A 19,877-nucleotide genomic window follows, 5' to 3' on the forward strand; every position below is an offset into this window, starting at 1 on the left:
CCCCCTCCGGGGGAGGATTTGATACGACGCATTCGATGCGCCTCCACCCCTTGCCCACCGCCCTGATCGCCGGCCTCGTCTCCGCGACCGGCTTCGCACCGCTCAACCTTTGGCCGGTGACGCTGATCGCCTTCGCGACGTTGCTCTGGCTGACCTGGTCGGCGCCGAGCCTCAAGTCGGCGCTGCTGCGCGGCTGGGTGTTCGGCGTCGGGCACTTCACCGTCGGCAACAACTGGATCCAGCACGCCTTCGATTTCCAGGACAAGATGCCGCCGGTGCTCGGCTATTTCGCGGTGGTGCTGCTCGCGCTGTACCTGGCGGTGTATCCCGCCTTCGCGATGGGGCTGGCCTGGCGGTTCGGCCGCAGCTTCAGGCAGCAAGCGCTCAACCATGTGCCCGACACCGCCTTCGTGCTTGCCGCCGCGGCTTCGTGGATCGTCACCGAATATCTGCGCGGCGTGCTGTTCACCGGCTATCCGTGGAACCCGCTCGGCATTATCTGGCTGCCGACCCCGCTGGTCCAGATCGCCGCCTGGATCGGCACCTATGCGCTGTCGGGCGTCGCCATCCTCGCCGCGGGCCTGCTGTTCCTCGCGGGCCGGCGCAATTATCGCCCGCTGCTGATCGGCGCGCCGCTGCTCGTCGCGCTGGCGCTCGTCCGGATGGACTTCGCGCCGCCGCCCGGAACGCCCGATCCGACCGCCCCACGCGTGCGCGTCGTCCAGCCCAATATCGGGCAGGAGGGCGTGGGCGAGCCCGGTTATCCCGAGCGCGTGCTGGCCAAGATGCTCGACTGGAGCGGCACGCCGGGCGCGGCGCCGCGGCTGCTCGTCTGGCCCGAGGGGACGGTCAATTATTATGTCGAAGACGGCTATCCCGATCCGCGCTTCTATGGCCGCGCCGATCCGCGCTGGGTGCGCAGCCGGATCGCCCTGCGGCTCGGCGCGCGCGACGCGGCGCTGATCGGCGGCACCGCCTTGTTCTTCGGGCAGGACGGCACGCTGAGCGGTGCCGGCAATTCGGTCTGGTCGCTCGATTCGAGCGCGACGCTCGGCCCCCGCTACGACAAGGCGCACCTCGTCCCCTATGGCGAATATCTGCCGATGCGCACCCTGCTTGCCCCGCTGGGCCTCGCGCGGCTGGTGATGGGCGACGTCGATTTCGTCCCCGGCCCCGGCCCGCGCGCGATCGAAGTCCCCGGCTTCGGCAAGGCGGGGATCCAGATCTGCTACGAGATCATCTTCTCGGGGCAAGTGGTCGATCGCGCCGAGCGCCCGGCCTTCCTGTTCAATCCCTCGAACGACGCCTGGTTCGGCCAATGGGGTCCGCCCCAGCATCTGGCGCAAGCGCGGCTGCGCGCGATCGAGGAGGGGCTGCCGATCCTGCGCTCGACGCCCACGGGCATCTCGGCGGTGATCGATGCACGCGGCCGCGTGCTCGAATCGATCCCCCACGGTCAGGAAGGTGCGGTCGAGCTCGCGCTGCCGCGGCCGCTACCAGCGACCTTATTCGCGCGCGTCGGAAACTGGTTAGCGCTTCTTGTCGCGGGCGCACTGTACTTGTTCGCGATTGCGTTGCGGCGGCGGGCCCGCTAGGGGCATGATATAAGGAAAGCTTTATATGGGCATGGCAACGGCCCGGCGATCCTTCCCACGACTCGAGGAAAACCATGCGTTCCAATTATCTCTTCACGTCCGAATCGGTTTCGGAAGGCCATCCGGACAAGGTCGCCGACCAGATCTCCGACGCCATCGTCGACCTGTTCCTGTCGAAGGATCCCGAAGCGCGCATCGCATGCGAGACGCTCACCACCACCCAGCTCGTGGTTCTCGCCGGCGAGATCCGCGGCGAGGGGATCATGGACACGCAGGGCAATTGGGCGCCGGGCGTGCAGGACGAAGTCGAGAAGGCCGTCCGCGATACCGTCAAGCGCATCGGCTATGAGCAGGACGGCTTCCACTGGGAGACGCTGCGCTTCGAGAACAACCTGCACCCGCAATCGGCGCATATCGCGCAGGGCGTGGACGCTTCGGGCAACAAGGACGAAGGCGCCGGCGACCAAGGCATCATGTTCGGCTATGCGGCCGACGACACGCCCGACCTGATGCCGGCGACGCTGTATTACAGCCACAAGATCCTCGAGCAGATGGCGGCCGACCGCCATTCGGGCAAGGCGCCGTTCCTCGAGCCGGATACCAAAAGCCAGGTCACGCTGCGCTACGAGGGCAGCAAGCCCGTCGCCGCCACCGCGATCGTCGTCTCGACCCAGCACGGCAAGGGCTATGACGAGGGCGACAAGGAAGCCGAGCTCCACGCTTATGTGAAGTCGGTCATCGCCGACGTCATTCCGGCCGAGCTGCTCAGCGACGAAACCGTCTATCACATCAACCCGACCGGCAGCTTCGAGATCGGCGGCCCCGACGGCGACGCCGGCGTCACCGGGCGCAAGATCATCGTCGATACGTACGGCGGCGCGGCCCCGCACGGCGGCGGCGCGTTCTCGGGCAAGGATCCGACCAAGGTCGATCGTTCGGCGGCGTACATCACCCGCTATCTGGCCAAGAACATCGTCGCAGCCGGGCTCGCCCAGCGCGTGACGATCCAGCTCGCCTATGCGATCGGCGTGTCGAAGCCGCTGTCGCTCTATGTCGACACCCACGGCACCGGCACCGTCGGCGACGACAAGATCGAGGAAGCGATCATGGGGATCGGAAAGCTCGGCGGCCTCACCCCGCGCGGCATTCGCACGCACCTGGGCCTCAACAAGCCGATCTACCAGAAGACTGCGGCTTATGGCCATTTCGGCCGCAAGGCCGAGGGCGACTTCTTCCCTTGGGAGAAGACCGATCTGGTCGAGGATCTCAAGGCCGCTTTGGCCTGATCCTTCGCAAGATGCGCAGAACAGGGCCGGGGGAGCGATCCCCCGGCCCTTTGCGTTGTGGAGCATCCGCAGTATTGCGGAGCGCACGTTAACCGCCGGGTAACCGCATCTGTTCACTAGCTACGGTGCAAAGGAGCGGGATCGTTGGAGTCGCAAGCAGTGACATCGGAATTGGAAACCAAGCCCATGACCGACTCAGGCCTTACCGTCGCCTTCCAGCCGATTGCCGACCTCGCGGCCAGCCGAGTCTATGCCTATGAGGCGCTCGTCCGCGGCCGCAACGGCGAAAGCGCGGCCGAAATCTACGAATCGCTGGAGCCCGAGGCGCGCGCCAAGTTCGACCAGCGCTGCGCCGCCGGCGCGATCCGCTGGGCGATGGCCGCGGGACTCGCGAGCAGCGGTGCGCGCCTGATGATCCCCACCCAGGCCCGGTCGATCGGCGCGCCGGCCGACTATCTCGATCCGATCCTGCGCGTCGCGCGCCAGACCGGGCTGATCCCGGAGCGGCTGATCTTCGGCCTCGAAGGCTATCAGCAATTGGCCGGCCGCGACCTTGCCGAGATCATCGACGTCCACCGCAAGGCCGGGCCGTTGACCGCGTTCGTCGGGATCGGCGCGGACCAGGCGGGGCTCGCCTTGTGCGGCCGCTATCTGCCCGACCTGGTCAAGCTCGAATCCGACCTGGTCAGCGCGATCGCCAGCAGCTGGTCGCGCCGGCTGGTGCTTGAGGACCTGATCCCGCGCATTCGCCAGCTTGGGCTCAAGGTCATCGCGATGGGCGTCGACAATGAACCGGTGCTTCAGAAACTGCGCGGCTTCGGCCTTACCCTCGTCCAGGGCGAGGAGATTGCCAGCCCCGCGGTGCGCACGCTGCCCGTGCCTACGCTGCGCCGCGCCGCCGCCTGAACTTCTGACGCGAGGATAAGCGCTCCGTTCGTTTCGAGCGAAGTCGAGAAACGCCGCGCTACTCAGTTTCTCGACTTCGCTCGAAACGAACGGAAAGTGCGCGCGCCGCCGCATTGACCAACGCTTCCGAAGCCCAGCCGATGACGGCGCCGGCGACGACATCGCTGGCGAAATGCTTGCCCAGCGGCAACTGGATCGCCGCGACCAGCCCCGAGGCAAGATGGGCCGCGGGGAGTCCCTGGGGATATTCGCGCGCCGCCGCCCGCGAAACCGCCACGGCACCGGCGGTATGTCCCGATGGGAAGCTGTTCCAGGGCCCTTCGTTCTTGCTGCCCTTGCTGTCGGCATGGAGCGAATAGCGCCCATCCTTGCGCATCTTGTGCGGGCGAGTCCGGTTGACGTGGCGCTTGACCGCGGCCTTGATCCCGGTCGCGACCAGCTCACTTGCCAGCATCCGCAGCCCGGCACGCAACAGCCGCGGCTGGCGTAGCAGCGCGCCGGCGCCGATCGTGACCATGCTCAGCCCGATCAGCGGTGGCTGGTCGGCAGCCTCGCCGGCAAGTCCCAGCACGCGAATCGCCCGATTCTCGCGATTCGCCATCAGCGCAGTCGACAGCGCGGCATCGATTCGCTCGGGCTTGCTCGCCTGGCGCGCAGCCTTGGGCGCCTTCAGCTTTTTCCTTGCCATACCGCAACAACCCGCCAGCCGCCGCGGAGTTCGATCGCCAATCCCCCAGCAACACTTCGACACCCCTGTGGAATCCCTATGGGGGGGAATCCAATGCGGCAACGCACGGAATGGGCAGGGCCCCGGTTAACCAATATTTCACGGTTCGAACGAGGAGCCGAGCATGACCCAGACCCAGCCTGCCACCCAGTCGATCGCGCCCCTGAACCGCGCCGATCCGCGCCTCGATCTCACGATCGGCTTCCACGCCGTGATCGCCAAGGGCAGCGGCCGGCCGCTGGCCTGGCAGGCAGTCGCAACCGGCGCGGACGGCCGCAGCTTCGCCGCGATCTCGGCCTCGCTGCTTCCCGAGCAGCGCCCGGCGCTCGAAGCCCGCCGCATCACGCTGGCGCTCGAGCGCGTCGTCGAACTCGGCCTCCATGAAGGCGAGGCGCGGGTCGCCCTCCCGCTCGGCGCCGCCGCCGGGCTTGCCGAGCCGCTCCTCTCGCACCTGTTCCGCGCCGCGCTCGCCGCCGGTGTCGCCACCGACAAGCTCGTCGTCGAGATCAGCGCCGACGAGCGCGGCGATCTCGACCATGCCGTCGCGCTGGCCGAAGCCTGCACCCGCCGCGGCCTCTCGCTCACCCTCGACGCCTTCGCCGCCGGCCCGGTCGCGCTCAAGCTACTCAGCCGCTTCACGCCGCGCTTCGTCAAGCTCGACGCGTCGCTGGTCCGCGGCATCGACGCCAGCGCCTCGCGCAAGCTGATGGCCGAAGGCGTGATGCGCCTCGCCCGTAGCATGGGGGTCACCGTGATCGCCCGCGGCGTCGAGCGGCGCGGCGAGCATGACGTGCTCGACGCGATGGGCGTCCGCCACTTCCAGATCGAGACCGCCGCGATTGCGCAGCCCGATCTCGCCCGCCGGGAACTGCGCCACCCGATCAGCGCCCCGGCGCACCGCCGCCTCGCCGCGCACAACCGCGCCGCCTTCCCGCTGCGCGCCGTCCGCCCCGCCGAAGTCGCGCTCGCCGCCGCGGTTGCGTAACCGCTCTACGACGCTAACAGGCGCGCATGCCTGATCCGATTTCCATTCGCCGCCTCTACGGCCGCGCCAAGGGCCACAAATTGCGCCAGGGCCAGGCCGCCCTGGTCGAGGAACTGCTCCCCCAGGTCAGCGTCCCCGAGACCGGCCTGATCAATTCCCAGACCCTTTTCGGCGATGAACGCCCCTTAGAATTCGAGATCGGGTTCGGCGCGGGGGAGCATCTTGCCGGCCAGGCGAAGATGCGTCCCGATCACGGCTTCATCGGCTGCGAGCCCTTCCTCAACGGGGTGGTCGGCGCGCTCAACCATATCCGCGACGACAAGCTCGCCAATGTCCGCCTCCATATGGGCGATGCGCTCGACATACTTGAGCGGCTCCCCGATGCGAGCCTCGACCGGCTCTACCTGCTCCATCCCGATCCCTGGCGAAAGGTGCGCCACGCCAAGCGCCGCATGGTCAATCACGGCCCGCTCGACATGATCGCGGCGAAATTGAAACCCGGCGCCGAGTTCCGCCTGGGCACCGACGACCCGACCTATTGCCGCTGGTCGATGATGGTGATGCACCAGCGCCGCGACTTCGCCTGGCAGGCGGAAAGCGCCGCCGACTTCCTCACTCGTCCCGCCGACTGGCCCGAGACGCGCTACGAGCGCAAGGCGCGGCGGCAGGGGCACGAAGTGTGGTACTTCATTTTCCGTCGTATATAACTAATACACTTAGAATTTTTGTTCTGTTAAAATCAGTAGCTTAACCCGCCGATCGCCGCCGATAGTATCCGGCGGTTTCCGTTCTGGTGCTTACCCGGTGCTTATTTTCGTGGTACATAAGGTATCGCAATGGCAACCGGCAGGATCACCAAGCGGACCATCGATGCGCTCTTGGCGAACAGCGTCGCGGGCTTCCTTTGGGACGAGGATCTGAAGGGGTTCGGGGTCAAGACGACGGCCCATGGGTCCGCGTCTTACGTCGTCCAATACCGGTTGGGCGGCCGGGAGGCGAAAAGCCGGCGCTACACGATCGGGGGCCACGGCTCACCGTGGACACCAGCGATGGCCCGCGACGAAGCTGTGCGGATGCTGATATTAGTGGCGCAGGGCGTCGACCCTGTGGAGTCCGACAAGCAGCGCCGCCGGGAAGCCGTCGATCTCGCCTTCTCCAATTATGCGGATCGCTTCGCCAGCTCCTGCAAGGGAAAGGGCTGGAAGCTGCTCGTGAAACGCTCGCTGGCGCTCCACGTCAGACCCGTGCTGCGCGACAAGCCCCTTCCGACAATCACGCGGGTGGACATCGTGGCCGTGCTCGATCGCATGCCTGAAGAGCAGGTCGGGAACCGGCGGAACGTGTTCGCGGTCATGCGGCGGCTGTTCAAATGGGCGATGAGCCGCGGCGACATCGCGTCCAGCCCCATGGAGGGGATGGAGACCCCGCCGCCTGTCAAGCCGCGCGAGCGGTGGCTGAGCGATCAGGAACTCGGCCGTGTGTGGACGCAAGCGCCTAAGACGCATCGCTGCTTCGGTCCTATCGTCCGGCTTCTGATCGCCACCGGGCAGCGGCGGGAGGAAATTGCCGGATTGCATTGGGAAGAGCTGAACCGCGACCAGCGCGAGATGCGTCTCTCCGGCAGTCGTACCAAGAATGGCGAGCCAACCACGGTCCCGCTCAACGATCTGACGGTCACTGAGCTTGATCAAGTCGCGCGAGGCGAGACCTGGCCAAAGCGCGGCCGGGTCTTCCCCACATCGGCGGGAGCCGCATTCACCGCTTACCACAAGGGCAAGACCAAGCTCGACAAACTGATCGCGGCGGACGGCGGCGATCCAGTGGCGCCGTGGCGCCTGCACGACCTGCGCAGGACGCTGGCAACCGGCTTTCAGCGGCTGGGCGTCCGCTTCGAGGTCACCGAGGCCGTCCTCAATCATGTTGGCGCCTCACGTTCCGGGGTGGCCGCGATCTACCAGCGGCACGACTGGAAGCCGGAGAAGCGAGCGGCCCTGGATGCCTGGAACGACCACATTGTAAATATATTGGGCGGCCTGGAGACCCGGTGACAAAGGGCCGCGCTCACCGGGTGTTCCTCGACATCAAGGATCAGGTGGCCAGCCGCTCGATGATCGGACATTCGGGCCGCTCGTCTCCGTGGCATCGCTTCGCTAGGTCCAGCAGCGTTGCCCGCATCTCCTCCAGCGCCTGAGCCTTGCGGCCAAGCTCCTCGGCACGTGCGGTCGCCAATGCCTTCACGTCCGCGCTCGAGCGACCTTTGTCCGCCCATAGCCCGAGCAGCGCACGAATCTCTTCGATCGGAAACCCCAGGTCGCGGGCATGAGCCACAAAGCGCAGGCGGGAAACATCCGCGTCTGAATAGTCGCGATAGCCGCTGTCCCGACGCGGCGGCGCCGGGATCACGCCGATCTTCTCATAGTGCCGGATCATCCGCTGGGAGACCCCGCTCGCGTCCGAAGCCTGGCCGATATTCATAGGCGCACCGCGTTCAACCTCAGCGCGTTCGTCACCACGGCGAACGAGGAGAGAGCCATAGCTGCTCCGGCCAGCATCGGCGACAGCAGGATGCCGGCGACGGGATAGAGCACACCCGCTGCGATCGGCACGCCAATACCGTTGAACAGGAAGGAGAAGAGCAGGTTCTGGCGGATGTTCCGCATGGTCGCTCTGGCGAGCCGGCGCGCACGAACCATCGCGGCAAGGTCCCCCTTGGTGAGCGTCATGCCCGCACTCTCGATCGCCACATCTGTCCCGGTGCCCATGGCGATGCCCACGTCCGCGGCGGCGAGGGCAGGTGCATCGTTGATGCCGTCGCCCGCCATCGCCACGCGCGCACCCTTCGCCTTGAGCTCAGCGACGATGCGCGCCTTGTCCTCCGGCTTCAGGTCAGCCCGCACCTCATCGATGCCGCCGATCTGCCGCGCCACTGCCTCGGCAGTGCCCTGCCCGTCGCCGGTGAGCATCACGATCCGCAAACCCTCACGCTTCAGGTTCGCAATGGCTTCGGCGGCTGAAGACTTCACAGGATCGGCCACCACCAGCATGCCGGCGGGATGACCGTCGATCGCCACGAGCATGACACCTGCGCCCGCCGTGCGATGCCGCTTCGCCAGCATCTCCAATGGACCTGAATCAGCACCGGCGTTCTGCATCATCGACGCATTGCCGACTGCTACCCTCCTCCCGGCTACCATCGCGGACACGCCAGCGCCCGTAATGGAGTCGAAACCTTCAGGAGAGACGAGCGCAAGGCCGCGCTCTTCCGCCGCTGCTACGATCGCATGCGCAAGCGGGTGCTCCGAACGGGATTCCACTGCGGCAACGAGCGCGAGCAGTTCATTTTCGGCAAAGCTGCCGGCCGTTTCGATGCCGACTAGCTTCGGCTTACCTTCTGTCAGAGTGCCGGTCTTATCGATCACGAGCGTATCGACCTTCTCCAGCCCCTGAAGCGCCTCGGCGTTCTTGATGAGAATGCCCGCATGCGCACCGCTCCCGGTGCCGACCATGATCGACATTGGCGTCGCGAGCCCCAGCGCACAGGGACATGCGATGATCAGGACGGCGATGGCGTTGAGAAGCGCGTGGCCGAAGCGTGGCTCCGGGCCGACCAGGTTCCAGACCACGAACGTCGCCACCGCGACGGCGACAACCAGGGGCACGAACCAGCCCGAGATTCTGTCCGCCACCGCCTGGATCGGCGCCCGGCTCCGCTGTGCCTCTGCCACCATCTTGACGATGCGTGCGAGCACCGTGTCCGATCCGACCGCACGCGCGGTCATCACCAGACTGCCCGTGCCGTTCACGGTGCCGCCGGTGAGCGCGGCCCCTGTCTCCTTCAGAACGGGAGCGGGTTCGCCGGTGAGCATCGACTCGTCCACCGACGAACGGCCCTCCGCGACTTCCCCGTCGACCGGGATCGCCTCGCCGGGACGAACCCGCAGGTTGTCGCCTGCGCGGACATCGGCGAGATCAACCTCCTCTTCGCGTCCATCGGCGAGGATGCGTCGCGCAGTCTTGGGCGCGAGATTCATCAGCGCGCGGATCGCCTGCCCGGTCGCGGCGCGGGCGCGGAGCTCCAGAACCTGGCCGAGCAGCACGAGCGTGACGACGACGCCCGCCGCCTCATAGTAGACCGGCACCGTGCCGTGCATGCGGAACGTCGGCGGAAACAGGCCAGGCGCGACCGTCGCGACCAGGCTGTAGAGAAAGGCTGCGCCGACACCGATCGACACCAGCGTGAACATGTTGAGGTGGCGCGTCCGCAGCGACATCCAACCGCGTTCAAAGAAGGGCCACCCTGCCCATAGAACGATGGGCGCGGTCAGGGCCAGCTGCGCCCATGGGTTCCAGGCGGGCGGCACGAAGTGCACGCCGATCATCTCGGCGACCATCGATATCGCGAGCAGCGGGACAGTCAGCGCGCCCGCGACCCAGGTACGACGAGTGAAGTCCACCAGTTCGGGATTGGGGCCATCGTCGAGGCTCGGCTCCTCCGGCTCGAGCGCCATGCCGCAGATCGGGCAGGTACCCGGGCCTTCCTGCCGAATCTCTGGATGCATCGGACAGATCCAGATCGCGCCGGGCGAGGCCTTGGGCTCGGGTCGAGCCTTCTCCCCGGTGTAGATGCCGGGATCGGCGACGAACTTCGTGCGGCAGCCGGCCGAGCAGAAGTGGTATTCCTGACCGCCATGCTCCGCGTGGTGCGCCGTCGTCACTGGATCGACCGTCATGCCGCAGACCGGGTCGATCACCGTGCCCGCGCCGCCGGCATGGTGATGGTGATTATGTTCATGGGCACCGGCTGAAGTGCCTGAATCCTTCGAACGGCTGCCGCAGCATCCGCCCGACCCGGACGTGTCCGCGGCAGGAGCGAGGTAGCGATCGGGATCGTTCAGGAACTTGGCCCGACAGCCAGCGCTGCAGAAATGATGCTCCTCACCGAAGTGATGCGCGTGGTGCGGCGTGCTCGTCGGATCGACACGCATGCCGCAGACCGGATCGGTTACAAGGGCGCCCGTGGCTTCTCGGGCAGCGCCGCCCTCGCAGCAGCCGTGATTCCCGCCGTGTTCGTGCTGATTCGTCATCGCATTCCTCCAACGGACCATCATCTGGGGTCTGACACCATGTCAGGGTCAAGAGGCGATTTGCGGCGCGAGTCAGCCGCCGGTCGGCTCAAGTGTGCCGAGCCAGGCGACCAGCGCGAGGATCGCGACCGCGCACCCGGTCTCGACCGCGAGACTGCGGCGGAGCGCAGCCATGGCGCGCCGGTGGTCGCCGTCGGCCATCGCGACCGACAGCGTAGGCGTCAGCCGGAAGCGGTTGGCGGCAGCGAGCGCGAGCATGACGACGAACAACGCCAGCTTGGCCAGGAGCAACTGACCATAGAGCGTGAACGGAAGCGGCGGAAAAGCGGCGGGCCCCACCACAAGCAAGATGTTCGCCAGCCCGCTCACCACGATCACCGCGACGATGATCGTCCCCATGGTCGCGAACCCATGCAGCGCACCATGGGTGAGCTCGAGATGGGCGGCGTCCACATGCTGGACAGGACGGGCGACGAGCAGCACGAGCGCGAACAGCGTGCCGGTCCACACTGCCGCCGCCAGCAAGTGCGCGATGTCGGCAACGAGGTGCAGCCAGCCGGCGGTCCCCTCGTTCATCGCGCCGTGCCCGCTCCAGGCGAGCGTCGCCACCGCAATCGCCAGGGCTGATGCGCATACCGGCAGTGCACCGGACGCGCGTCCGATCAGGAACGCAGCCCCTGTCGCGACGACCAGTGCAGCCATCCGCATGGTCCATGCCGCCCCGACAGAGGTGCCGGAAAGCACCATCTGCAGCGTCTCGACATCGACTTCGGCCACAGACAGTCCGAGCATGCCGGCGGCGAGGAGGAGAAAGCCGCACACCGACAGCAGCAATCCGAGCAGGCCCAGCACGACAATCAATGTGCGGACCGTCGGCCCCGCGGCTGCGCGTGAATTGGCGATCGCGAAGACAGCAAGGCCGGTCGCCAGCATCAGGTCCAGATAGAGCGCGAACCGGATGCCGATGCCGGCCCAGTCCATGTCAGGCCACCTTGAAGGCGTAGCCGCCCTTCACGCGGTGCGTGTCCGACGAGACTACATGCCAGTCGAGCCGATAAGTGCCTTTGGCCAAGGGCTTGGCGAAGGCGACGACCATCGTCTTGCCGTCAGCGGCAATCTTGACCGTGGCGGTCACCTTCATCGGCGGATGCGACGCCATGCCGGGCATGCCGGTCATCGTCACCTCGGCCCCGGAAAACTTCGGCAGCAGCCTTTCGGAGAAGTTCAGCTGCACCTTGGCAGGCGAAGACACGGTGGCGTTCGGGCCGGGCGTGGCTGAGACGAGCTTCGGGTGAGCCAACGCCGGCGACGCGACGAGCGCGGTGGCTGCCGCGGCGATCAGGAACTTCCCCATATGCATTCGGATTCTCCATCGGCCGCACCATGCGGCTGTTCCGGAGATACGCACCGCTGCAGGGCAACCCTCGCCAACCCACCGACCCCGCATCCGTTCCCCACGTCTTGCGCCGGTGCGAGGGGCGGAGGAACATCGTGCGTAATGAACAAGGGCAGACGGAGTACCAGCATGAACACCGACCTGGATCAGGCGCTCGCGCGCTTGGCGGACATCGACGAACATCCCGGCCTCGCGACCATCGACGCCTCCGTGCTTAACGGCATCCGTGCCAATCGCACCAGCGTCGGCACGGGCCTCGGCGCGACCGCGCTGGCGGCGGTGGGCGCGATTGCGCTGGGGACGGCATCCGCCGGGCCGCTGTCGACCCCGGCGGCCGCCGCTCCGCTGGACCCGTTCGGCATCGCCAATCCATTGGCGCCTTCCACGCTCCTGCTGGCCGACCGATGACGCGCGCGCGCTGGACCGCGCTGGTCGCCTTCATCGCCTTCCTGGCCGCCATCGCCGGGGTGTTCGTCGGGCGCGTCCTCATCCCGTCGCATGCGCCGCAACAATCCGAACTGCACGCCCTGCTCCATCACGAGCTGAACCTGGACAACGGACAGGAAGCGCGTCTCGAACAGCTCGAGCAGCAGTTCGCCGGGCGGCGGCGAGCGCTCGAAGCGGAACTTCGCGCGGACAATGCCCGCCTCGCCGAGGCGATCGAGGCAGAGCACGGGAATGGACCGCGCGTCGCCGCAGCGGTGGACGCCTCGCACCGCGCGATGGGCGAGTTGCAGAAGGAGACGCTCGCCCACGTCTTCGCGATGCGGCAGATCCTTCGGCCCGAGCAGCGGGCGGCCTTCGACCGCGCGGTGACGAAGTCGCTTACCGCCGACGCGCGGTGAAGCCGGACCTAAGTCTGCTTAGCGACGGCGACCTTGCCGGCCGATCGGTCGCGGGGGACGACGACGCGTTCGCCGAAATCATGCGCCGACATCGCCAGCGGCTCTACCGGCTGATCCGCGCCAGCGTGGCCGATGGAGACGAGGCGCTAGACCTTGTGCAGGAGACCTTCATCTCGGCGCACGCGGCGCTCAAGCGCTTCGATCGCAACCGACCCATGGCCGCTTGGCTGGCCCGCATCGCGATCAACAAGTGCCGCGACTGGGGACGCCGACGCGCCGTGAGGCGGCTGTTCGGGCTGCACACGCCCGTCGAGGACATCGCCGACCTTCATGCCGACGATCGCCCGCTGCAGGATGCCGAGGTGGCCGACCGGGCCGAACTGACCCGCCTCAGCCGGGCAATTGCCGCGCTGCCCGCATCGCAGCGAGAGCCGTTGGTTCTCTGCTCGATCGACGGCCTCAGTCAGGCCGAAGCGGCGGGCATACTCTCGATCAGCGAGAAGGCGGTCGAGACGCGCATCCGCCGTGCCCGCATCCGACTTGCCGAACTTCTTGGCTGAACGAACGGCGCGGCTGCCGCTCGTTCGGAATTACGTCCGCCCAGGGGTTGACCCTGACACCGTGTCAAACCCCATCTGCTCTCGTGCGGCGAGGGGTACCCTGCGTCGCGGCGTATAACCGGGGACAAGCTCCTCCAATCTGGAAGACGAATACACATGACCGCTCCCATCGACCGTCGCAGCCTTCTGCGCGGCGCAGCGCTCACCGGCGGCGGCCTCGCGATCACCGCCTGGATGCCCGCCTGGGCGCAGCAGACATCGGCCGGCATCCTGAAGCCGCTGCCGAGCGTGTCGGGTGAGGACATCACCCTGCGCATCGCGCATCAGATGATGACCATCGATGGGCGGGAGAGCCACGCCATCGGCATCAACGGTACCGTCCCCGCACCGCTAATCCGTCTGCGTGAAGGCCAGAACGTTCGCCTCCATGTCGAGAACGCCCTCGACGAGGACAGCTCGATCCACTGGCACGGTCTGATCTTGCCGTTCCACATGGACGGCGTGCCCGGCATCAGCTTCCCCGGCATCAAGCCGCGCACCACGTTCACCTACGAGTTCCCGATCGTGCAGTCCGGCACCTATTGGTATCACAGCCATTCGGGGCTGCAGGAGCAGCTCGGACACTACGGCCCGATCGTCATCGACCCGAAGGGCGTCGATCCGATCCAATCCGACCGCGAGCATGTGATCGTGCTGTCCGACCACAGTCAGATGCACCCCCACATCATCTTCAAGAAGCTCAAGCAACAGGGCGGCTACTTCAACTACCAGAAGCAGACGCTGGCCGGCCTGCTCGCCGGTAAGGACCAGTCCGCCAAGCAACGGCTGGAATGGGGCGCCATGCGGATGGACCCCACCGACGTTTCCGATGTGACCGGCAGCACCTACACCTACCTCGTCAACGGCCATGGCCCGCGTGACAACTGGACCGGCCTGTTCCGCCCGGGCGAGCGCCTGCGTCTGCGGATCATCAATGCCTCGGCCATGACGACGTTCAACTTCCGCATCCCCGGCCTCAAGATGACCGTCGTCCAGGCGGATGGCCTGCCGGTTCGGCCGATCGCCGTCGACGAGATGCAGATCGCGGTCGCCGAGACATACGACGTGATCGTCCAGCCGTCAGACGAGCGTGCCTACACGATCGTAGGCGAGAGCGTCGACAGGTCGGGCATGGCGCGCGCGACCCTCGCGCCGCGCGAGGGGATGGCGGCCGCCGTCCCGCCGCTTCGCCGTCGTCCGCTCGCCGACATGAAGGACATGGGCATGGGCGGCATGGATCACGGTTCCGGCGGGTCGATGGCGGGCATGGACCACGCCGCCATGGGCGATGCCAAGCCGGCCGCGTCGGCACCGGCCGCCTGTCCACCAGAACACGCCGCCATGGGTCACTGCACGCCGGCTGCGAGCGATGGTGCAGCCGACGGCCAGCAGGCGGGCATGGACCATGGGTCGGGCAGCATGAACCATTCCATGCGGGACTTCTCGGTGGCGCCCGAAGTCAAGAAGACGCCCACCGTGCAGACGATCTCGCCGATGCCCGTCGACCGGATGGGCGAACCGGGCCAAGGCCTTGATGACGTCGGCCACAAGCTGCTGGTCTACACCGATCTCATGGCGGTCGACCGCAACCCCGACGTGCGTGCACCGGATCGCGCGATGCGCATCCATCTCACCGGCAACATGGAACGCTACATGTGGGCGTTCGATGGCGAAAAACTGAGCGAGGTGAACAAGCCCATCCCGTTCCTCAAGGACGAGCGGGTGCGCATCACCCTGGTGAACGACACCATGATGGGTCACCCCATTCACCTGCACGGGCATTTCTTCGAGCTCGTCACGGGCCATGGCGAGTTCGCGCCGCGCAAGCACACGATCCAGGTGCAACCCGGGGGGACCGCGACGTTCGATGTCACCACCGACGCGGTCGGTGACTGGGCGTTTCACTGCCACATGCTCTACCACATGCACGCGGGAATGATGCAGGTCGTCTCGGTGCGGCCGCGCGAGGGAGACACGAAATGAGCCTCTTCCTCGGCGCCCTCCTCCTCGCTTCCTCCAGCCAGTGCGCACCGGAGCACGCGGCGATGGGCCACTGCACGATGCCCGCAGCCGACAAGCCGAAGGCGGCGACGCCCAAGGCAGCGCCGAAGCCGAAGGCGGCAAAGCCCAGGCCTGCGGCCAAGCCGAAGCCGAAGCCTGCGGCGAAGACGTCGACGCGTTCGGCACCGGCGCCAAGCCCGACTGCGGCACCGATAGCCGCACCCGTCGACCCGTCGTGCCCACCCGAACATGCGGCTATGGGGCACTGTGCGCCCAAAACCTCGGCTCCTGCCGCGCAGTCCGTCGTGCCCCCGCCGGCTGCTACTTCCGCAGCGGCAGCCGTGAACGATCCGGACTGTCCACCCGAGCATGCCGCCATGGGTCACTGCACGCCAAAGGCATCCCCGCCGGCCGGCGCCCCGGCGTCGATGGCCACGGGGGGTACAGCGCTGCCCGCCGGGAACGCACCTGCGCCCGCGGCGCCCGCGGCGAACTACGCTGACCGGGTCTGGGGCCGCGAGGCGATGACCCCCGCGCGCACGGCGATGCATCGGGAGCATGGCGGCATGTCCTTCTCCCAGCTCATGCTGAACCTCGCGGAGGTACAGCTCCGAAACGGGCGTGACGGCTACAGGTGGGACGGCGAGTTCTGGTATGGCGGCGACATCAACCGGCTGACCATCAAGAGCGAGGGCGAGGGCACGTTCCGCGAGGATGCGGAAGGCGAGGTCCAGGCGCTCTATAGCCGCGCCATCGGACCCTATTTCAACCTGCAGGCCGGTGTGCGCCAGGACTTCGCGCCCGGCCCGGACCGCACCTATGCCACGATCGGGTTCGAAGGCCTCGCGCCATATTGGTTCGACGTCGAGGGTGCGCTGTTCCTGTCCGACAAGGGCGACGTGTTCGGGCGGCTCGAAGGCTATTACGATCAGCGCATCACCCAGCGGCTGGTGCTGCAGCCGCGCGTCGAGTTCAACCTGTCGGCGCAGGACGTGCCACTCAGCGGGTTGGGCTCGGGACTGAGCGACGCGGAGGCCGGGCTGCGCCTGCGCTACGAGATCAAGCGCGAGTTCGCGCCCTATGTCGGTGTGTCATGGGAACGCCAGTTCGGCGACACGGCGCGGTTCAGCCGGGCACGTGGCGAGGGCACCGGCGGGTTCAGCTTCGTGGCGGGCGTCAGGACGTGGTTTTGACGACCGCGGCGAGGGATAGCGGCAACGACTGCGTATCAAGACCGTGGCGGGGGCGATCACCAAGGAGCTTGACCATGAACAAGGTTCTCACCGCCGCCGTCGCCATCGGCGTCATGGCGACCGCCGCAACGGCCCAGCAGCAGGACCATTCGGCCCACGCAAAGATGATGAAGCCCACGGCTTCCAATCCATACGGGCCCGCCGAGATGAAGATGCATGAGCGCATGATGGGCGCGGCGGGTGCGGATGCGACCGAGACCTGGGTGCGCAAGATGATTGAGCACCACCGCGGCGGCGTCGAGACGTCCCAGATCGTCCTTCGAGAATCTCGCGATCCCAAGGTGCGCCAGATGGCGTCGAAGACCATCACCGACCAGAACCACGAGATCGGCGAGCTTCAGGCGTGGCTGCGCAGCCACGGCAAGCGCGCCCAATGACCCTCAATGCCTCTCCTTCCGGCTTGCGGGCGGAGGGGCGAACCGTCAGGACATGCCCATGAACCGTCTTCGCTTGATCGCCGCCGCCTTCGCTTTCGCCGTGCCCGCTGCGGCGATCGCTGCCGACCCGGTGCTGATGCACCGCGATCCAGGCTGCCCGTGCTGCGAGAAATGGGCGCAGCAGGTGAAGGCGCAGTTCGGCCGAGCGGTGCGCATCGTCGATGACGCGGAGCGCCAGGCATTCATGAAGCAGCGACGCGTGCCTGCGGATCTCGCCTCCTGCCATACCGCGATCATCGACGGCATGACCTTCGAGGGACATGTGCCGATCGCGGACATGAAGCGCGCCCTGGCAACCCGGCCGAAAGGCGTGAGCGGCCTCGCGGTCCCAGGGATGCCGATGGGTTCGCCGGGGATGGAGATGCCCGGAATGAAGGCCGACCATTTCGAAGTGGTGGCGTTCGGGCCGGGTCGCCGACGCGTCTTCGCGCGTCATTGAAACAAGAAGGGGAGCGCCTCGCGCTCCCCTTCCCGTCCTTACTTCTTCGGCGCGCCCGACATGTCGTGGCCGGCGTGATCGCCGCCCTTCTTCATATCGTCGCAGCAGCAGGACTTCTTCCCGTCCTTCTCCTTGCAGCAGTCCTTCCCTTCCTTGCAGCATTCCGCGCCGGCCTTGCAGCAGTCGGCCGCAGCGAACGCGGATGTGGAGAGGGTGAGCGCGAACGCCGCGGCAACGAACTTGAACGTCTTCATGTGATTATATCCTCTTGATTGAGCTTGGTCGTTTCAGGCGACCGGCTCTCGAGGCGGAGGCGGTGCCGGGCGCCCCTCCCAGCCGACAAGCCGCTTGGCTCCGGCCTCGTGCGTGCTTTCTCGATCAGGCGCGCGGGATGCGCATGGCGTGGCCGCTGACGGCACTACGACGCAGCCGGTGGCGCAGACGGCCTGGTGATTCTGATGCGGTGCCCTGTCGTCTGCCGGCCTTGCTGGCGGCGCGTCATGGCAGTCCATCGAAGCTGCCGCTTGCACGCCCTGCATCGGGGCGGGGGCTGCGGCAACACCGCATGCCGACATGATCTGAGCCAAGGCGAACAGGCCGGCCAGAAGCGGCACCAATGCTGGCTTGGAACGGAGGAGCGGCATTGCCGCTGCGATACGCCACAGATGGCGGATAAACAATGGAGCCTATCAAGCCCGGGCTATGCTCGCGGCGAGGGCGCGGCGCTCACCAAGGCAGTTCCTCGATAAACCGGATCATCTCCTGGAAGCCGCCGGGCTCGAATATCACCCCGTCATCGCTCTCGCTGAGGGGAAAGCGCGAGGCCGCCTCGATCACGGCTTCTGCATCGGACTGGCGGTGGGGATCGTGGGCGGCCGTCCACCTGGCGAGCGCCACGATACGGGCATGCAGCGCAGCCGCGGCGTCATTCTCGGCGGAAGCCTCCTCTGCGGCGAACGCCTGAAGCGCCAGTGCCTGGGCTACCGGCTTGTCATGGAAATCACCGCGGAGCAACGCCAAGCGCTCCAGCGCGCCTTGAAGCTGCGCAGCACTGATCGTCACGGCGTTGAGGCGCGCCATCGGGCTAGCGATCAGCATGACCGTAGCGATCTGCGCTTGAAACGGGATCATGCCGGATCCTTCAGAATGCCAGCTCTGCCTGCCGGAGCTCAGGCTGACGCGGGGGGATCTCCTCGATCGCGAAGCTGCGCGAAGGCAGCGCCACGAGCAGCTCTTCCTGGGGTACGGTAAGGTCGAGCCACGCCATGTTCTGGCGACGCAGCAGCACCGCGCCCTGCCGCTCCTGGTAGAAGAACACGTCCGGATTGGCCTCGATCGTGACGATCGCGAAGCTCGTCGGCCGGTCGCCTACCGGCGGCTGCCACATGCCGGCGAGATAGAAGAAGTTGCCGTCCTCGAGCGTGACGCGGAACCGCCGGTCGCCATTCTTGATCTGGAACTCGCTCGCGGGGACCAGACAACGATGGGTCCGGAACTGCTTGCCCTCGGCGCGGAGGAACTTGAACGGCTTGGCTGCGTCGTCGCCCAGCTGCATGCCCCACGCCGCCTCGATCATCTCGACCGCTTGCATGTTATCCGGGTTGCGCCGGATGATGGCGCGACGGGTGCCGAGAGGCGCTTCCGACTCGAAGGGACTCGCTTTCATGGTGAGAACATAATGCGAACAATCGCGCGGTGCAAATCGGAGGACGTGGATGTGCAATGACTACCGGCTGGAGGTCGATATCGCCTCGATCATGGAGGACTTCGACGACCTCGAGATCAAGATTGACCTCCCCGAGGGCACACCTAACGTCGCGGCGCGCGAGGACATCAAGATCACCGACACTGCGCCGATCGTCCGGAGCGGCGGCCGCGGCGGCGAATTGGTGAACCGGCGCTGGAGCTGGCCGGGACCAGGAGGCAAGCCGGTGTACAATTTCCGCGCCGAGGGCCGCGAGTTCGGCTCGAACCGGTGCCTGATCCTCGCCGACGGGTTCTATGAGTTCACCAAGCCCGAGGACCCCAAGCAGAAGCGCCAGGACAAATGGCTCTTCACCATGGCTGGGCACCGCTGGTTCTGCATCGCCGGCATCTGGCGGGAGAGCCCGCAAGGGGAAGCCTTTACGATGCTGACGCTTGAGCCCGGCAAGGACGTCGCCCCCTATCACTCGCGACAGGTCGCGGTGCTGCCGCGCGACCGCTGGGCAGCGTGGCTTGATCCGCAAGTGCCGGCCCAGGAGGTACTGGGCATTCTGCCGAAGGGCAGCCTCGAGGTAACCCGGGTCTATCCGCCCTTTCCCGCTCAGGCAGCGCTGCTTTGA

22 protein-coding genes and 1 pseudogene are annotated in these 19,877 nt (G+C 66.8%); 14 read left to right on the top strand and 9 right to left on the bottom strand.

Annotated elements, in window-relative coordinates; all coding sequences use genetic code 11:
* Positions 1–35: 35 nt before the first annotated feature.
* From lnt to RZN05_RS14390, 3 genes are all read left to right on the top strand, one after another.
* The gene (gene lnt / locus RZN05_RS14380) at positions 36–1,595 is read left to right on the top strand and encodes an apolipoprotein N-acyltransferase (protein WP_317227288.1); all 1,560 of its coding nucleotides are present in this window, start codon (positions 36–38) and stop codon (positions 1,593–1,595) included.
* 74 nt (positions 1,596–1,669) lie between these two features.
* Positions 1,670–2,881 carry a methionine adenosyltransferase gene (metK, locus tag RZN05_RS14385; RefSeq protein WP_317227289.1) on the top strand — a complete coding sequence of 404 codons (1,212 nt, stop codon included), beginning with the start codon at positions 1,670–1,672 and terminating at the stop codon, positions 2,879–2,881.
* Between the two features lie 186 nt (positions 2,882–3,067).
* The gene (locus tag RZN05_RS14390) at positions 3,068–3,787 is read left to right on the top strand and encodes an EAL domain-containing protein (RefSeq protein ID WP_317227290.1); all 720 of its coding nucleotides are present in this window, start codon (positions 3,068–3,070) and stop codon (positions 3,785–3,787) included.
* 58 nt (positions 3,788–3,845) lie between these two features.
* Here the strand turns inward: RZN05_RS14390 and RZN05_RS14395 are convergent, their stop codons facing one another.
* Positions 3,846–4,475 carry a phosphatase PAP2 family protein gene (locus RZN05_RS14395; protein ID WP_317227291.1) on the bottom strand — a complete coding sequence of 210 codons (630 nt, stop codon included), beginning with the start codon at positions 4,473–4,475 and terminating at the stop codon, positions 3,846–3,848.
* Between the two features lie 163 nt (positions 4,476–4,638).
* Between RZN05_RS14395 and RZN05_RS14400 the strand changes: the two genes are divergently transcribed.
* From RZN05_RS14400 to RZN05_RS14410, 3 genes are all read left to right on the top strand, one after another.
* Entirely contained in the window at positions 4,639–5,499 is an 861-nt protein-coding gene (locus RZN05_RS14400; protein WP_317227292.1) for an EAL domain-containing protein, read from the top strand.
* A gap of 26 nt (positions 5,500–5,525) precedes the next feature.
* Positions 5,526–6,206 (top strand): tRNA (guanine(46)-N(7))-methyltransferase TrmB, encoded by a 681-nt coding sequence (gene trmB / locus RZN05_RS14405; RefSeq protein WP_317227293.1) that lies wholly within the window; start codon positions 5,526–5,528, stop codon positions 6,204–6,206.
* Positions 6,207–6,335: 129 nt separating this feature from the next.
* Positions 6,336–7,547 (top strand): tyrosine-type recombinase/integrase, encoded by a 1,212-nt coding sequence (locus tag RZN05_RS14410; RefSeq protein ID WP_317227294.1) that lies wholly within the window; start codon positions 6,336–6,338, stop codon positions 7,545–7,547.
* A gap of 40 nt (positions 7,548–7,587) precedes the next feature.
* Here the strand turns inward: RZN05_RS14410 and cueR are convergent, their stop codons facing one another.
* From cueR to copC, 5 genes and pseudogenes are all read right to left on the bottom strand, one after another.
* The gene (gene cueR, locus RZN05_RS14415; RefSeq protein ID WP_136943358.1) at positions 7,588–7,974 is read right to left on the bottom strand and encodes a Cu(I)-responsive transcriptional regulator; all 387 of its coding nucleotides are present in this window, start codon (positions 7,972–7,974) and stop codon (positions 7,588–7,590) included.
* A complete protein-coding gene (locus RZN05_RS14420; protein ID WP_394804826.1) occupies positions 7,971–10,250 on the bottom strand; it encodes a heavy metal translocating P-type ATPase in 2,280 nt (759 codons plus the stop codon). Before RZN05_RS14420 ends, cueR begins: the two co-directional genes overlap by 4 nt.
* A gap of 129 nt (positions 10,251–10,379) precedes the next feature.
* A pseudogene (locus RZN05_RS20680) lies at positions 10,380–10,607 on the bottom strand (YHS domain-containing protein); the annotation flags it as partial.
* Between the two features lie 48 nt (positions 10,608–10,655).
* Positions 10,656–11,564, bottom strand: coding sequence for a copper homeostasis membrane protein CopD (gene copD, locus RZN05_RS14425; RefSeq protein ID WP_317227296.1), 909 nt, complete (start codon positions 11,562–11,564; stop codon positions 10,656–10,658).
* A gap of 1 nt (position 11,565) precedes the next feature.
* Positions 11,566–11,937, bottom strand: coding sequence for a copper homeostasis periplasmic binding protein CopC (gene copC / locus RZN05_RS14430; RefSeq protein ID WP_317227297.1), 372 nt, complete (start codon positions 11,935–11,937; stop codon positions 11,566–11,568).
* A gap of 171 nt (positions 11,938–12,108) precedes the next feature.
* Here copC and RZN05_RS14435 point away from each other — a divergent pair, with 171 nt between their 5' ends.
* The 7 genes from RZN05_RS14435 to RZN05_RS14465 all read left to right on the top strand — a co-directional run bounded on the left by RZN05_RS14435 (position 12,109) and on the right by RZN05_RS14465 (position 17,553).
* Positions 12,109–12,387, top strand: a complete 279-nt coding sequence (locus RZN05_RS14435) for a hypothetical protein (RefSeq protein ID WP_317227298.1) — start codon at positions 12,109–12,111, stop codon at positions 12,385–12,387.
* Positions 12,384–12,824 carry a Spy/CpxP family protein refolding chaperone gene (locus tag RZN05_RS14440; RefSeq protein ID WP_317227299.1) on the top strand — a complete coding sequence of 147 codons (441 nt, stop codon included), beginning with the start codon at positions 12,384–12,386 and terminating at the stop codon, positions 12,822–12,824. The genes RZN05_RS14435 and RZN05_RS14440 overlap by 4 nt, the downstream gene beginning before the upstream one ends.
* Entirely contained in the window at positions 12,821–13,384 is a 564-nt protein-coding gene (locus tag RZN05_RS14445; RefSeq protein ID WP_317227300.1) for an RNA polymerase sigma factor, read from the top strand. Before RZN05_RS14440 ends, RZN05_RS14445 begins: the two co-directional genes overlap by 4 nt.
* A 156-nt stretch (positions 13,385–13,540) precedes the next feature.
* Entirely contained in the window at positions 13,541–15,406 is a 1,866-nt protein-coding gene (locus RZN05_RS14450; protein ID WP_317227301.1) for a copper resistance system multicopper oxidase, read from the top strand.
* Positions 15,403–16,617: a copper resistance protein B gene (locus tag RZN05_RS14455; RefSeq protein ID WP_394804808.1), complete on the top strand. Its 1,215-nt coding sequence runs from the start codon at positions 15,403–15,405 to the stop codon at positions 16,615–16,617. The genes RZN05_RS14450 and RZN05_RS14455 overlap by 4 nt, the downstream gene beginning before the upstream one ends.
* A 74-nt stretch (positions 16,618–16,691) precedes the next feature.
* A complete protein-coding gene (locus tag RZN05_RS14460; protein WP_317227302.1) occupies positions 16,692–17,054 on the top strand; it encodes a DUF305 domain-containing protein in 363 nt (120 codons plus the stop codon).
* Between the two features lie 52 nt (positions 17,055–17,106).
* On the top strand, positions 17,107–17,553 hold the full coding sequence (locus RZN05_RS14465; protein WP_317227303.1) for a DUF411 domain-containing protein: 447 nt from the start codon (positions 17,107–17,109) through the stop codon (positions 17,551–17,553).
* Positions 17,554–17,591: 38 nt separating this feature from the next.
* On the opposite strand, the gene RZN05_RS14470 is transcribed toward RZN05_RS14465, so the two are convergent.
* The 3 genes from RZN05_RS14470 to RZN05_RS14480 all read right to left on the bottom strand — a co-directional run bounded on the left by RZN05_RS14470 (position 17,592) and on the right by RZN05_RS14480 (position 19,219).
* Entirely contained in the window at positions 17,592–17,807 is a 216-nt protein-coding gene (locus RZN05_RS14470; RefSeq protein WP_317227304.1) for a hypothetical protein, read from the bottom strand.
* A gap of 472 nt (positions 17,808–18,279) precedes the next feature.
* Positions 18,280–18,684, bottom strand: a complete 405-nt coding sequence (locus RZN05_RS14475; protein ID WP_317227305.1) for a hypothetical protein — start codon at positions 18,682–18,684, stop codon at positions 18,280–18,282.
* A gap of 10 nt (positions 18,685–18,694) precedes the next feature.
* The gene (locus tag RZN05_RS14480) at positions 18,695–19,219 is read right to left on the bottom strand and encodes an SOS response-associated peptidase family protein (protein WP_317227306.1); all 525 of its coding nucleotides are present in this window, start codon (positions 19,217–19,219) and stop codon (positions 18,695–18,697) included.
* 49 nt (positions 19,220–19,268) lie between these two features.
* Between RZN05_RS14480 and RZN05_RS14485 the strand changes: the two genes are divergently transcribed.
* On the top strand, positions 19,269–19,877 hold the full coding sequence (locus tag RZN05_RS14485; RefSeq protein WP_317227307.1) for an SOS response-associated peptidase: 609 nt from the start codon (positions 19,269–19,271) through the stop codon (positions 19,875–19,877).

It is taken from the genome of Sphingomonas sp. HF-S4 (assembly GCF_032911445.1).
GTDB classification, from domain to species: domain Bacteria; phylum Pseudomonadota; class Alphaproteobacteria; order Sphingomonadales; family Sphingomonadaceae; genus Sphingomonas; species Sphingomonas agrestis.

Coding starts and splice junctions, on each gene's coding strand:
- lnt (WP_317227288.1), top strand. CDS start 36: ATGCGCCTCCACCCCTTGCCCACCGCCCTGATCGCCGGCCTCGTCTCC.
- metK (WP_317227289.1), top strand. CDS start 1,670: ATGCGTTCCAATTATCTCTTCACGTCCGAATCGGTTTCGGAAGGCCAT.
- RZN05_RS14390 (WP_317227290.1), top strand. CDS start 3,068: ATGACCGACTCAGGCCTTACCGTCGCCTTCCAGCCGATTGCCGACCTC.
- RZN05_RS14395 (WP_317227291.1), bottom strand. CDS start 4,475: ATGGCAAGGAAAAAGCTGAAGGCGCCCAAGGCTGCGCGCCAGGCGAGC.
- RZN05_RS14400 (WP_317227292.1), top strand. CDS start 4,639: ATGACCCAGACCCAGCCTGCCACCCAGTCGATCGCGCCCCTGAACCGC.
- trmB (WP_317227293.1), top strand. CDS start 5,526: ATGCCTGATCCGATTTCCATTCGCCGCCTCTACGGCCGCGCCAAGGGC.
- RZN05_RS14410 (WP_317227294.1), top strand. CDS start 6,336: ATGGCAACCGGCAGGATCACCAAGCGGACCATCGATGCGCTCTTGGCG.
- cueR (WP_136943358.1), bottom strand. CDS start 7,974: ATGAATATCGGCCAGGCTTCGGACGCGAGCGGGGTCTCCCAGCGGATG.
- copD (WP_317227296.1), bottom strand. CDS start 11,564: ATGGACTGGGCCGGCATCGGCATCCGGTTCGCGCTCTATCTGGACCTG.
- copC (WP_317227297.1), bottom strand. CDS start 11,937: ATGGGGAAGTTCCTGATCGCCGCGGCAGCCACCGCGCTCGTCGCGTCG.
- RZN05_RS14435 (WP_317227298.1), top strand. CDS start 12,109: ATGAACACCGACCTGGATCAGGCGCTCGCGCGCTTGGCGGACATCGAC.
- RZN05_RS14440 (WP_317227299.1), top strand. CDS start 12,384: ATGACGCGCGCGCGCTGGACCGCGCTGGTCGCCTTCATCGCCTTCCTG.
- RZN05_RS14450 (WP_317227301.1), top strand. CDS start 13,541: ATGACCGCTCCCATCGACCGTCGCAGCCTTCTGCGCGGCGCAGCGCTC.
- RZN05_RS14455 (WP_394804808.1), top strand. CDS start 15,403: ATGAGCCTCTTCCTCGGCGCCCTCCTCCTCGCTTCCTCCAGCCAGTGC.
- RZN05_RS14460 (WP_317227302.1), top strand. CDS start 16,692: ATGAACAAGGTTCTCACCGCCGCCGTCGCCATCGGCGTCATGGCGACC.
- RZN05_RS14465 (WP_317227303.1), top strand. CDS start 17,107: ATGCCCATGAACCGTCTTCGCTTGATCGCCGCCGCCTTCGCTTTCGCC.
- RZN05_RS14470 (WP_317227304.1), bottom strand. CDS start 17,807: ATGAAGACGTTCAAGTTCGTTGCCGCGGCGTTCGCGCTCACCCTCTCC.
- RZN05_RS14475 (WP_317227305.1), bottom strand. CDS start 18,684: ATGATCCCGTTTCAAGCGCAGATCGCTACGGTCATGCTGATCGCTAGC.
- RZN05_RS14480 (WP_317227306.1), bottom strand. CDS start 19,219: ATGAAAGCGAGTCCCTTCGAGTCGGAAGCGCCTCTCGGCACCCGTCGC.
- RZN05_RS14485 (WP_317227307.1), top strand. CDS start 19,269: ATGTGCAATGACTACCGGCTGGAGGTCGATATCGCCTCGATCATGGAG.